We start from the raw sequence: 13,144 nt of genomic DNA on the forward strand, positions 1-13,144 counted from the left end.
TTATTCCAATGTCTATTCTTAGGGTGCACTTCACCTTCCATCAGGGATTAGAGATAAACTTTCCTGTTTGTTCCATTCGATATCAGAGGGATCTCCGAATTATACTTGATTACTTAAACCAACGATTGTTTCGAATGGTCGCAACATCATTGGCAGCTTGTCATTATCGTAATTGGTGAGCCAGATTTCTGAAAAATTGAAGCGAGACTCTTCTTCCTCAAGCTCCACGACTTGTCCAGTAAGATTGATTACTACCAGCACCTGTTGGTCTGCCAGTGTACGTGTATATGCAAATACACTGGGATGATCCGGCATAAGAAGCTCATAAATACCATATGTCAACGTATCGTGTTCTTTTCGCAGCTGAATCATTTGTTTATAAAAGTGAAGGACGGAACGTGGTTCCTGGAGCTGTTTCTCAACATTAATATTGACGTAATTATCATTCACCTTCAGCCATGGAGTACCGGTGGTAAACCCTGCTTGTTTTGACGAAGACCATTGCATCGGCGTTCTGGAGTTATCGCGACTCGAAGCCCAAATGATGCTCATGATCTCCTCATGCGACATCCCCTCTTCACGTTTGATCTGATATAAATTCCGATCAGCTACGTCGTTATAATCCTCTATGGAAGGGTAAGCCACATTCGTCATACCTATTTCTTGCCCCTGATAAATGAATGGGGTGCCTTGCATGAAAAAGTACATGGCTCCAAGCGCTGTGGCGCTTTCATACCAATACTCCGCATCATTTCCCCAGGATGAAACTTTGCGAGGCTGATCATGATTTTCAATAAACAATGCATTCCAACCGATGCCCTCCAGCGATTTTTGCCACTTGCTCAAGACGTTTTTCAATTTGGGAACATCCAGTTGCCTGTCTGTGCTGTTTTTCCATAGGTCAAGGTGTTCGAACTGGAAGACCATATTAAATTTCCCTCTGACTTCACATATCCAATCATACAGATCTTCCTGGTCCTCTACCTTTACTCCATTTGCTTCCCCAACTGTTACAACATCATATTTGGATAATGTTTCCTCTTTCATTTCTTGCAGATATCGCTGAATTCCTTTGACATTCATATGCTTTTCAAAAGAAGAGATGTATTTGAAGCCTTCTTTAATTGGCATATCCAAAAGGCCCTCTTCTTTGTGAATATGGCTGATCGCATCGACACGGAAACCATCAATCCCTTTATCCAGCCACCAATTCATCATTTCATAAATGGATTTCCGAACTTCTTCATTTGCCCAATTCAAGTCCGGTTGTTTTTTGGAGAACAGATGAAGATAGTACTGTCCGGAGACTTCATCATATTCCCAAGCAGAACCGCCAAAGATGCTTTCCCAGTTATTCGGTTCTTCGCCGTTCTTTCCATCTCTCCAGATGTACCAATCTCGTTTAGGGTTACCCAGCGAAGCTCTGGATTCAATAAACCACGGGTGTTCGTCACTTGTATGATTGATCACCAAGTCCATGATGAGTTTCATGCCGCGGTGATGCACTTCATTCAGTAATTGATCGAATTCCGCCATTGTGCCGAATTCATCCATAATGGAACAGTAATCGCTGATGTCATAACCATTATCATCGTTGGGTGACCTATACATCGGACAGATCCATATCAGATCAATACCGAGATCCTGGATATAATCCAGTTTTGAAATGATCCCCTTAATGTCGCCAATCCCATCCCCGTTGGAATCCATAAAGCTTCTCGGATAGATTTGATAAGCTACGGCTTCTTTCCACCATACTCTTTTCATTTGATGCAATCCTTCTTTCTCAACCACGATATAAACTGCACTAATCGATCACACAAGGGCACTACGAGCGCAGTACCATCTTCCGATCGCTGTTATCCCCAGATTTTTTGACTCCCCTTTTCTAAAGGGAAAATCCGGTGTTAAGCGTATGCTTCCGATGCAGCTTTCCTTCAGAAAGCTATTAGGCGAATGCTTCGCTTCTCCAGATTGGTTCTGCCTCTTCTACGCATGCATAAGGTACATTCTCGCTTCATATGGACGCAGTTCGTCCAGAGGCAATTTACCTGGATAATTCGATATCAGCAGTTGATTCGTCTCAGCCAATTGTTCCTGGAGCGGGAGTTCGGTCGTATCACCCTGAAAATTGCATACAACAATAATTTTTGTACCATTCAACGATCGGGTGTAAGCAAACACGTCTTGATTCTCTGGAAAGATCAACTCATAATCGCCATATACAATGACTTCATGATCTTTTCTTAATTGAATTAACTTCCGGTAATAATGGAATATGGATTCAGGGTTATTCAAACTTTGCTCGGCATGGATATCCGTATAATTCGGATTCACCTTAATCCAAGGTTCCCCTTGTGTAAAACCCGCGTTATCGGAAGCATCCCACTGCATAGGTGTTCTCGCGTTATCGCGTCCCTTGGCATAGATCGACTCCATAACGCTGTGTTCAGGATAACCTGTCTCCATTCTTTCCTTATAAAAGTTGAGCAATTCAATATCCCGATAATCTTCAATAGGATATTGAACATTCGTCATGCCCAGTTCTTCACCCTGATAAATGTATGGCGTGCCTTGCATGCCATGAAGAAGGGTGGCCAACATTTTAGCCGATTCAATTCGGTATTCTCCATCATTCCCCCAACGTGAAACAATTCGAGGCAAGTCGTGGTTATTCCAGAACAAACTGTTCCAGGCGTCGCCCTTAAGCTCTGTCTGCCATTTGGACAGCACTTTTTTTAATGCCATCACATCCAAAGGCTTAAGATCCCACTTTCCTTTCCCTTCTTGTTCATCCAAGCCGATATGTTCAAATTGAAATACCATTGAAAATTCACTGCCGTCCGGGTTGCTGTACAGTTTGGCGATTTCCGGAGTAGCACCCCATGTTTCTCCAACCGTTAGCAGGTCTTCCGCTTTTTGAAACGTCTCCTTGCTCAGTTCCCTGATATATTTGTGCAGATTCGGCCCGTTTCCCGTAATCTTCAAATCTGGTTCTTTGCCGATTAAGTCGATCACGTCAAGTCGAAAACCACCAACACCCTTGTCAATCCACCAATTGATCATGTTGTATATTTCCTGCCGGACTTTTGGATTTTCCCAGTTGAGATCCGGCTGTTTTACGGAAAATAGATGCAAATAATATTGCCCGATCTCAGGCGCCCATTCCCAGGCTGAACCACCGAAGGTGGAACCCAAGTCGTTCGGAGGTGTTCCTTCCACTCCATTTCTCCAGACGTAGTAGTCATGGTATGGATTGTCTTTGCCTTTTTTGGCTTCTTGAAACCAGGGGTGTTCATCCGAGGTATGGTTCAACACCAAATCCATAATGATGCGAATGTCTCGTTTTCCGGCTTCATGAATTAACGATTCCATATCTTCCAGAGTTCCGAACATCGGATCGATGTCCTGATAATCTGAAATATCATATCCAAAATCATCTTGAGGAGACTTGCATACGGGGGATAACCAGATCGCACCGATGCCGAGTTCCTGCAAATAATCGAGCCTTGACACAATGCCCTTCAAGTCGCCAATTCCATCTCCGTTACTATCTTGAAAGCTCCTTGGATATATTTGATAGACCACAGTTTCTTTCCACCATTTTTTATTTTCCATGCTCCATTCAACCTCTCTATCACACAGTACGTGGTTTTATCTTCATCATCTCACCGTATCTCGTTATTCTTTGACCGACCCTACGACGATGCCTGTCACAAAGTATTTTTGCAGCAGCGGATAAATCAGCAATAGCGGGATGACCGCGACTACGATTTTGGCTGCATTCAGGTTTTTGTTCGAAATTTCAGTCAGGTTGCTGAGCTCGCTGGAATTCGTGCCGGCTTGAAGCAGATCGGCAATATTTACGTTAAGGGACTGAATATAGGTCATAAGCGGATAGTTGCTGACCTTGGTCATGTAGATCAAACCACTAAAGAAGTCATTCCATGTACCCACGATACTGAATAAGGCGACTGTCGCCAGCGCAGGAATGGACACAGGGACATACACTTTGAACAATACCTGAATAGGATTCGCTCCATCAATGAACGCTGCTTCTTCAAGCGCTTTAGGTACAGCTGAGAAGAAGTTCATCACGAGGATGACGCTGAATATCGGAACAGCGCCTGGGAGAACAAGTGCCCATATCGTATTCAGCATGTCCAGGTTTTTGATCAGCAGGTAACTCGGAATCATGCCTCCACTGAACAACATGGCAAAAATCATGATATTCATATAAATGTTTCTGCCTTTAAATTCCCTTTTCGATTTGGATAACGGATATGCCATCAAAATAATCAGAATCATGTTAAGCACAAGAGTAAGTGCGACACGTAGAACAGATATGCCAAAGGAACGCCAGAACTGTGCATCATCGATAATTTTCGTGTACGCTGCTGTTGTAAAATTGACCGGAACGAGGCCTACTGCATTAGCTGATACCGCCTCGCTGCTGCTGAATGAAATGGCGACGATATTCCATAACGGAAGAAGGCAGACCAATGCCAGCATGATGACGATGGCATAGATGACAAACCGGCCAATTCGATCTTTGAAGTTTGCAGAATAGGACACAGATTTGGCCTCCTTAGAATATTTTTCGGTCCGTATATTTTTTGGCAAGCTGATTGGCAGACAAGAGTAAAACAATGCCGATCACGGACTTGAACAAGCCAACAGCCGTACCGAAGCTGTACTGTCGCCCAACGAGACCGATCCGGTAGACATAAGTATCCAGAATATCTCCCGATTCGTAGACCACCGGATTATACAGATTATAGATTTGATCGAAACCGGCACTCAAAATATTAGTCAGGCTCATTACGCCCATGAGCAGAATAATAGGCAGCATACCCGGCAGCGTAATATGCCATACTTTTCTCCACCAGCTGGCTCCATCCATTCCTGCCGCTTCATATAGACCGGGATCAATCGAAGTAATCGCCGCCAAGTAGACAATGGAACTGTAACCAAACTCCTTCCACACGTCTGTTCCTATAATCAATGGTTGGAACCAGGTGTTGCTGCCTAGGAAATTAATATTTTCCAGACCAAAGAACGCCAACATCTGATTCACGATTCCGTCCAAACTGAACATGTTGACAACGACGGATGCCAGTACAACCCAGGATAGAAAGTGCGGTAGATAAACAATCGTCTGCACGGATTTTTTTACGTATTTGATACGAATTTCATTTAACAAAACGGAAAAAATGATCGCCATCATCGTTCCGAGCAGAATCTTGCCAATCGCAATTATCAATGTATTGCTGACGACCTGCGCGATATCCGGCAGCTTGAACATATAAATAAAATGTTTCAGCCCTACAAATTCGGAGCCGAACATGCCCTTGGCCGGTATATAGTCCTGAAACGCAGTAATGATGCCGACCATTGGAACATAGCTGAATACAAGCAAAAACAAAATGCCCGGCAGCATCATCATATGGTACATGGCACCTGGGCCTAGCCGGCCTCTTGCTTTCAATTTCTCCTGTTTCATGGATGAGCCCCTTTCCTGAAGAAAGGCTGCTTACCGCAGCCCTCCTCCTGTTCATGGATGTCTATTGTTTCGATGCGATTTCGTCTTCAATTTCCTGAATGACTTGATCGCCGCCTTGTTTCTTCCAGTTGCTGACGAATGTATTGAAGTAATCGAGCGGTTCTGAACCCGTTATGATTTTGATGAACGATTCCTGCTCGAGCTTCGTCAGATTGGCCCACGTCTGCTTCATGCTTGGTGTAGTTCCAGAGAAAGCAGGTGTCATCCATACGAATTTGTTTTCTTTTGTCAATTTGTCGATCAGTCCAACTCCGTTGATCCGCGAATGATATTTGGACCAAGCAGTCACGTCATCTGTATCCATGTCGCTCAAATAGGTTTTAATGCTTCCAATATTGTTCTTCGATTCGGTTGTACGAACCTCATCCAAGCCAATCTCTCCTTTAATGCCGCGAACGACGTCGGAGTAATCATCCAGCAGCGATGTAGCCGAGTTGACTTCGATATTGAAAGGTCTCGTGGAACCGTCTACCCCGGTTTCCTGATACTTGGCAGCTTCCGGCATGGTCGTTGCAACATCTTTATCATTGGCCAGTTTATCGTAGAACAGGTTTACAATTTTAACGGCCAGTTCAGGATGCTCATATCCTTTTCTCACCACAATAAACTGGTTGGATGGATTGGCGTGAGCCACGTTGACCTTACCGTTAGCATCCTCCAGCGTATAAGCCGAGAATTTTGCATTTTTATCCATCTGCTTCGCACTAATCAGTCCCCAGTCAGGGATATGCCATGGTCCAAAAGCAATACCACTTTGGCCATTGGCGTAGAGTGCGGTAATATCATCAAACGTACGGGTACCAAATTGCGGGTCAATGATGCCGTTCTTGAACCAATCCGCCATGATCCCCAGCATTTGCTTCGTTTCTTCTGTCGTGGAACCATACACGATTTTGCCGTCTTCCCCATTCATCCAATATTGCGGGAACGCCCCTTCGGTTGAGGCAACACCCAGCATGGTATAAGCAGACCCATTATAATCTGTTGTATTCATCGTGTTTACAAATGGAATACCTACCGGGTTCCCGGATTGGCCTGGATCTCTTTTTAGGAATTCCAGCGCTGTTTTCTCCACTTCATCCAGCGAGATGGCGCCGTCTCCATCTGCATCCAGTTGAATCCCCAGCAGATCCAGCCAATCTTGACGGACCCAAACCATCGTTGGTGCGGAATCCAGGGAAGTCGCCGGAAGGCCCATCAAACGTCCATCGATCGTCGCATTGTCTAATGCACGGCCATCATAGGAATCGTAAATCTGCTTGATGTTATCCGTGGCATATTGATCGTAAATGGCCGTCAGATCCTCAATCAGGTCATTATCCACCAATTCTTTCAGTTCATCTTTGGAATCGACGCGCATCATGTCAGGCAATTCCCCGGATGCGATGGCGAGCGAAACTTGACGGCTATAATCTTCCCCATTGGCTTCAAATTGATCTGTAATCTGAGCGTTAAACGTGTCTTTGACCAGTCGAGTATACGCGTTGTTCTCGTAGGTATCTCCAGCTGGCAGTTTCGGGTTAGCTGTGGTTACGCGACCCATGGTTACCGTGATTTGGTCTTTATAGGCACTGAACGGATCTCCCGGCGTTACCTCATACTTGCCTGCTTCCTCAGCAGTAGGAGGATTGGAAGAGCCTCCACATGCCGCGAGGGCTGCAACCATTAAGGCAGACATCGACAGTACGGCCAGTCGTTTCGTCAACACTTTGCTTTTCAAGGACCATTTTGTTCTCATCTAATTCGATTCCCCTTATTCTGATATCAAATTTTTGTTTACGCTTTCATTATAAATTGAAGTGAGCACCAATCGAGATAGGGATTGTACGTCCGTTTGGATAGAGAAATGGTTACTGTTTTCAAGCGGTCCCCTGATGCATGGTTAACTGGTGAGCATTTATCCTACCTGCTGACTTACATTCGTCTATCTCTCCTTATACTTGATCGAAAATTAAAGCCGGCAGCTCCTAAAACAGGAAACTGTCGGCCTTAATTTATCAAAAAGCAATAAAATGTCTCGCATATCATTAACATGAGGGTCTGCAACGATCAACGATCATTATGAAATGCGGTTACTGCCTTCAATTTATGGCTGTTCGAACATTGAAAAATGTCTGCTATTTAATTCATCTGCCTAGCTGTCGATACTCGCTTGGCAGATGACCTGTTAGCTCCCGAAAAATCCGGCTGAAATATTTCTCATCCGTATAACCCACTCGCTCCGCGATCCAAAAAATCGTGTTGTTCGTATTGAGCAAATACTCTTTGGATTTCTCGACCCGGATGAACCGGGAGTACTCATTAAAGGTTTTCCCCATCAGATCTTTGAAACATTGGCTAAAATAGCTTCGGCTGATGTTGAGTTGTTGAGAGAGGCCAGAAGCTGTGTACGCCTGCTCCATATCGTGCTGCATGATCATTACTGCTTTTTTCACTGCATCGATGATTTCCTGTGAATAGGCAGTCTTTTCATCGGACTTTCGAATGCCTGCAGCAGTCTGCTTAATCCATTCTTCAACCTCGTACCAGGACTCGAAAGAATGGATCATTGAGATTTTTCCAAGCGTAGTTCGGGCAAAAAGGTGGTTCCACTCCATCACGATCGAGTACAGCAATCCCATCAATTGACCTTTACGTAATTGTAATGATTTGAACTGCTCAATGAGTTGGTTGTAGTAACTGTCATGGTGGGCCCATGGTGTTTGGAACCAACTTTTCTTTATCCGGTCAATGTCCTCATCCTGCGGTTCTTTTGAAAATGTGTACTCCTCATTCATTGAAACGGCAATGACTTGCTCATGGGGGTTGTACGCATAGAATAAAGACGTCTCTGTATAATTCATAATCCAGTCTTTGATTTGCGACCACGTTCGCTGTTGTACATCAGACAAAACCAACAACGTACTTTGGGGGACTTGATCCAGGGATTCCTTTAATTGATGAAACAATTGTTCCTCTCCGTACTGGGGTGCTGCCCACATCCAGCTATTCCGCTCAACCTCCCATCTTATCTCCTCTCCTTGGGAAGTCAGCTCCAATGGCCACTTTTGATCTGATTTGTGGTCCTGTGAAACAAGTGCATACACATTTTGATAATGGACATTAATTTCATTCTGAGAAGGCATCCTTGGGTTAATGTTCGTCAACCCGTCAATTCGCGTATGTATCCGATGCAGAACATGTTCGAATTGCTCTTTCTCCAGCTGGACTTTGGCAATATAATCGATGGCACCCAGCCTGAGCGCTTCCTGGATATAATCGAAATCCTGATGCAGCGTCAACACTACGATATGAAGTTTAGGATAGAGCTGCCTCGCAGCTCGCATCAGTTCAATCCCTGACATTACTGGCATCGCAAGATCTGTCAGCATCAGATCGACCGGTTGGGATTTTAGGAAGTCCAGTGCTTTCGCTCCGTTGCTTGCTTCCCCTACAACCTCCATGTTGAACTCGCTCCATGGCATTGCAGAGCTAATGCCTTTGCGTACCAGCTTATCGTCATCCACAATCAATACCTTAATCATGCCGAGATATCTTCTCCTTTAATAGGCAATATGAGCAGTATGCTTGTCCCCGTTCCCAACTCACTCTCGATTATCAGTTGTGCTTGAGCGCCGTACTGTGCCTTCAACATGCGGTGAACGTAATTGAGTCCGATGCCCATCCCTACTTTTTGTTGTTCAGCTACCCGATTGTTCAGCAGTTTATGAATGGTTTCCTCCGTCATGCCAGCACCATTATCTTGTATCATAATGTTCAACGTTGAAGTACAGGTAACTTCAATTTGAATAAAACCTTCATCACTCAATCCATGATAAAGCGAATTTTCAACCAGCGGTTGCAGAATAAAGCGGGGCACAGGAATCTGAAGTACTTGCTCATCTGCAGTAATGCGGACGTCAAATTCAAAGTCATATCGAATCTGCTGCAAAATCAGATACTGCCTTAACGCATCAATTTCCTCTTCCATCGTGGATACTTGACCTAATTTGCCCAAATTGTAATAGAGCAGTTTGTTTAATGACTGCACCAGCTTGTCGATCTCCCCTTGCCCGTTCATGACGGCCAGCCAGTGCACCGTATCCAGCGTATTCATCAGAAAGTGCGGATTAATCTGATAGAGCAGTTTTTCCACTTCCAGGTCTGCACGAATCTTCTCTTTCTGCTGCACTTCCTTGAAGAGGTCGCCGATTTGATGCTGCATATTTGAAAATTCACCCAACAAAAAATCAAATTCGGGAATCTGAGTGCGAGCTCGGCTCCCTGTCGTTTGCGGATTTTTGGACATCCCATTGATTTCTGAGTGGAACAGGCCGAGTGGTTTGTAGACCATCTTCCACAGGAGCCAAGCAAGAAATACGGTAAAGCCGAGGAAAAATAAAGCAACCAGCAATATTTGAAGCAACCACTGGTTTTTCTCCTGTTGATATTGCGCCTGCGAAATGACCGATACAACACTCCATTTCTGTGAGGAATCCTCCTTAAACCAGTGATACCCACGGGATATTCCGTCCTTGGCAGGGGCGGCCGTTAAGCTTGTGAAATTCTCCCCGACCTTCATGGCTTCGGGTATTTCACTGTACACAATGTTACCTTCACCATCCAGAATCAGATGAGATAAAGCGCCATTGTATTGATTGTAAGCCAAGACATCCTGTGTAAGGCGAAAGCCGGATTCTACGTAAATGTACACGTCATCCCTTTCAGGCAGTTGTACTTTTCGCATAGCAGACAGAACGAGTTGGTCATCGAACCGATTCATGCTGATATGAGGACCATAGTATTTGATGCCATACGTTTGGAAGAGCACAGGCAAAGATTCAGGAGAAAAACGATCCTTGATCGGAAAGTTGCCGAACTGCGTATTGCCCTCTTTCTGGAAATAATATAAGGTCAAACCGATATTCGGATTGGTAAATGTGACAACACTTAACTCGCTTTTTAATTCGTCCCTGGCCTCGATCAATTCGAAAATATCAGAAGACGGTTTCAAGAATTCATCCAGCCTTTTGCCTATAGTACCCCTGTAAGACAATTGCTGCGTAACGTGATTCAGATTGGTGATCGAATTCTCCAATGAAGATGTCACCTGCTGTAAATTGCTGCGGATGCCATCATCGATCTTATTTGCGAAAATGGAGTCGATGGTATAGTAAGATATCGCAAATATACTGATAAAGGGGATAAACGCACTGAGAAAGAACAGTAAAAAGATTCTTTTTTTAAGTGTCATTCTGACATATTCTCCTTCTAAAATGAAACAGCAAGCCCCCTGGTTATGGAAGCTTGCTGTGAATATCATACAGCTATACCGATTATCGTTTTCCCCATAGGCCTCGGCCATTTTGAAGCTCGTCGGCATTTCAATCCATTCAGGCGGACACAAACTAGGACACTCTGCTGCGACACGTTCAAGTCCAATTTACTTTCATAATTATAGATTGATATTCAAATAAGTCAAACGCTTTCATGCATTGGACTAAAGGGAAATATACCGGTACCTCATCATCCAGCCCGTAATTAATGTAATGAAAAATAATTAATGCAATGATACAAAAAACAGCCTGTGCGTTTTAGTAGGTCCGGATCTCCCTTATTCACTTTACCATTCAACTAATCAAATACCATTTCCACCTCAAAAAAGTCGCCATTCAGGCGACATGGGCACGATTAGAATTTATCACGTTCATTGATTTTTGGAGCACATTGGGTGCAGCATTATCTAAAGCATAGTCATTATGGCAGTGGGTAAAGTTGCGTCATTAGAAAAAGCGGTTCAGGATCTGTTCGATCTCATTTGGCTCTGTGATCTCAGGACCGAAAGCAGCTTTAGGTTGTTTACTGTTATTCCAAGGCTCCAACGTACAAGCATCATGGACATTTGCTATTTTCCAGGTTAGTACCTTGTCAAAAGTTGTTCCTGTGTTCTGTCCATGAATATGATTAATCCAGATTGGTTCTTTGATATGAATGAATTCCCTGGGAACCTTGTATGCATCGCGCCAGGTATAACGGGCCGCTTGTCCTTTCAAATACTCATCCACATTGATAATTGTGACACCGTAGCTTGGAAGCCAGAAAAAAAATTTCCCCAGCCGCTTTTGTACCGAGTCGTAGATGTAACCGTATTGCGGCACCAAGGCAACCGTGTCTTTTTGAGGTTTATAGGCGTGCAGCCTTCTGATAAAATCTTGGTGATACATATCGTCACTGGACAGATACACGCGGTACAAATACTTGAACTCTACAATATCTTGGATTATATGAGACTGGTATTCTTTGGGTGTTACAAAACCGACGTTTGAAGGCAGCGGAGGATACTTGTTTAGTATCTCTTGTATAAGCTTCTCTGACTTCGGATCATACAGCACGTAGCAGGTAAAATCCTGAGAAGATTGAAAAAGCAGGCTCTTGAATGCATATTTCATGAATAAATCCATTCTGTATTCTATCCAGGTCTGGGTTAGTCGATCCGCTGTCGCTCCCCAGTTATTAAAAAGCATTTCTACAATGAGCTTTTTTTCCTTAGACATGCGCTTAGCCCTCCTTTGTTACAGGGATCATATAGCATGTGAATAGTTTATGATTTTCCGGTAGACCTGCAATGGATGAAACCATATACGGACAAGGCGTTCTTGTCAGATCATGAATTCCCGTAATACCTCTTCAATCTCGCTTTCGCTCAGTCGGTCTTTAAGTGGAACCTTTTTTACCGAGGTATTGCTGGAATGAACGACATTGATATAATTGCGAGGAGAAAGCAGCTCATGTGGTAAATCGATGACATTCCCATGAGTACCTCTGCCAGGTAACTTGACGCGGTATCCTGAGGCGTATTGCTCCGTTTTATACAGATACACATAGAACTGCGGTGAACGGTGGAACGTCGGTGCCATCTCATTATTAACGCTGTCCCACAAATACCCGTTCTGATTGATTAGTGCCATCGTGTCTGGCTTTGGCTCCACGCTATAAAGCTGCTGGACAAACGTTCTGTGGTACAGGTCATCCGAATCCAGTCTGGCAATATAGATGTCTTCATGCCCTTCTGCAAAGGCGAGTATGGCGCGAACGCTCTCGATATGCGTACCAAAACGGATATTGGCCGGCAATGGTTCCTGCTCTGCCAAAATTTCCTGCATCAACTCTCCTGATTCCTTGGAGAGCTTCACTACGGTCAAGAAATCCTGATTCGTCTGTGCCTTGAGACAGTTCAGGGTAAACCTGCGAAAAATGTCCATTCTCCGCTCCAACCATACCTTCGTCAGACGCTGCGGGTCGAAACCGTAGTTGTTGAAGTTAATTTCAATCGCAACTTTTCTACTCATGTTTCCGCCTCCTCTTAAAATCTGTCTTTATTCAAATCTTCCAACTCTATAAGTTATGAAAAACTAAACAAGACGTAACGGACACTTTAACACCTACTTTCCAAGCGGCTTACTCTTTCTGTAAAACAGTTCATTTTTCTCATATCAAATGTAACGCAAAGGCAATCAAATCAGAGTACAAGAAAAACTTTTGCATAAGCTCTAACTGTTTGGTGCAATGTAGTGATGCGGAAGTATATTAAAGAAATCACTA

9 protein-coding genes are annotated in these 13,144 nt (G+C 44.0%); all 9 read right to left on the bottom strand.

Features of this window, described 5'->3' with window-relative positions; translation table 11 throughout:
- Positions 1–99 precede the first annotated feature (99 nt).
- The gene (locus tag HP552_RS28670) at positions 100–1,767 is read right to left on the bottom strand and encodes a glycoside hydrolase family 13 protein (protein WP_175398762.1); all 1,668 of its coding nucleotides are present in this window, start codon (positions 1,765–1,767) and stop codon (positions 100–102) included.
- Between the two features lie 222 nt (positions 1,768–1,989).
- Complete coding sequence (locus HP552_RS28675) at positions 1,990–3,618, bottom strand: glycoside hydrolase family 13 protein (protein ID WP_175398763.1); 1,629 nt, start codon at positions 3,616–3,618, stop codon at positions 1,990–1,992.
- 63 nt (positions 3,619–3,681) lie between these two features.
- Positions 3,682–4,575: a carbohydrate ABC transporter permease gene (locus tag HP552_RS28680; protein ID WP_175398764.1), complete on the bottom strand. Its 894-nt coding sequence runs from the start codon at positions 4,573–4,575 to the stop codon at positions 3,682–3,684.
- Between the two features lie 13 nt (positions 4,576–4,588).
- Positions 4,589–5,503, bottom strand: a complete 915-nt coding sequence (locus HP552_RS28685; RefSeq protein WP_175398765.1) for an ABC transporter permease — start codon at positions 5,501–5,503, stop codon at positions 4,589–4,591.
- Between the two features lie 61 nt (positions 5,504–5,564).
- A complete protein-coding gene (locus HP552_RS28690; protein WP_175398766.1) occupies positions 5,565–7,301 on the bottom strand; it encodes an extracellular solute-binding protein in 1,737 nt (578 codons plus the stop codon).
- 388 nt (positions 7,302–7,689) lie between these two features.
- Positions 7,690–9,087 (bottom strand): response regulator transcription factor, encoded by a 1,398-nt coding sequence (locus HP552_RS28695; RefSeq protein WP_175398767.1) that lies wholly within the window; start codon positions 9,085–9,087, stop codon positions 7,690–7,692.
- Positions 9,084–10,796 carry a sensor histidine kinase gene (locus tag HP552_RS28700; RefSeq protein WP_175398768.1) on the bottom strand — a complete coding sequence of 571 codons (1,713 nt, stop codon included), beginning with the start codon at positions 10,794–10,796 and terminating at the stop codon, positions 9,084–9,086. Before HP552_RS28700 ends, HP552_RS28695 begins: the two co-directional genes overlap by 4 nt.
- A 529-nt stretch (positions 10,797–11,325) precedes the next feature.
- Positions 11,326–12,096: a glycosyltransferase gene (locus HP552_RS28705; protein ID WP_175398769.1), complete on the bottom strand. Its 771-nt coding sequence runs from the start codon at positions 12,094–12,096 to the stop codon at positions 11,326–11,328.
- A 105-nt stretch (positions 12,097–12,201) separates the two neighbouring features.
- Positions 12,202–12,891, bottom strand: coding sequence for a glycosyltransferase (locus tag HP552_RS28710; protein WP_175398770.1), 690 nt, complete (start codon positions 12,889–12,891; stop codon positions 12,202–12,204).
- Positions 12,892–13,144: the final 253 nt, after the last annotated feature.

This window comes from Paenibacillus xylanilyticus, from assembly GCF_013359935.1.
Classification (GTDB): domain Bacteria; phylum Bacillota; class Bacilli; order Paenibacillales; family Paenibacillaceae; genus Paenibacillus; species Paenibacillus xylanilyticus.

What these genes read in the sequence shown, in the direction of transcription:
- HP552_RS28670 (WP_175398762.1), bottom strand. Translation starts at nt 1,767, where the DNA reads ATGAAAAGAGTATGGTGGAAAGAAGCCGTAGCTTATCAAATCTATCCG.
- HP552_RS28675 (WP_175398763.1), bottom strand. Translation starts at nt 3,618, where the DNA reads ATGGAAAATAAAAAATGGTGGAAAGAAACTGTGGTCTATCAAATATAT.
- HP552_RS28685 (WP_175398765.1), bottom strand. Translation starts at nt 5,503, where the DNA reads ATGAAACAGGAGAAATTGAAAGCAAGAGGCCGGCTAGGCCCAGGTGCC.
- HP552_RS28690 (WP_175398766.1), bottom strand. Translation starts at nt 7,301, where the DNA reads ATGAGAACAAAATGGTCCTTGAAAAGCAAAGTGTTGACGAAACGACTG.
- HP552_RS28695 (WP_175398767.1), bottom strand. Translation starts at nt 9,087, where the DNA reads ATGATTAAGGTATTGATTGTGGATGACGATAAGCTGGTACGCAAAGGC.
- HP552_RS28700 (WP_175398768.1), bottom strand. Translation starts at nt 10,796, where the DNA reads ATGACACTTAAAAAAAGAATCTTTTTACTGTTCTTTCTCAGTGCGTTT.
- HP552_RS28705 (WP_175398769.1), bottom strand. Translation starts at nt 12,096, where the DNA reads ATGTCTAAGGAAAAAAAGCTCATTGTAGAAATGCTTTTTAATAACTGG.
- HP552_RS28710 (WP_175398770.1), bottom strand. Translation starts at nt 12,891, where the DNA reads ATGAGTAGAAAAGTTGCGATTGAAATTAACTTCAACAACTACGGTTTC.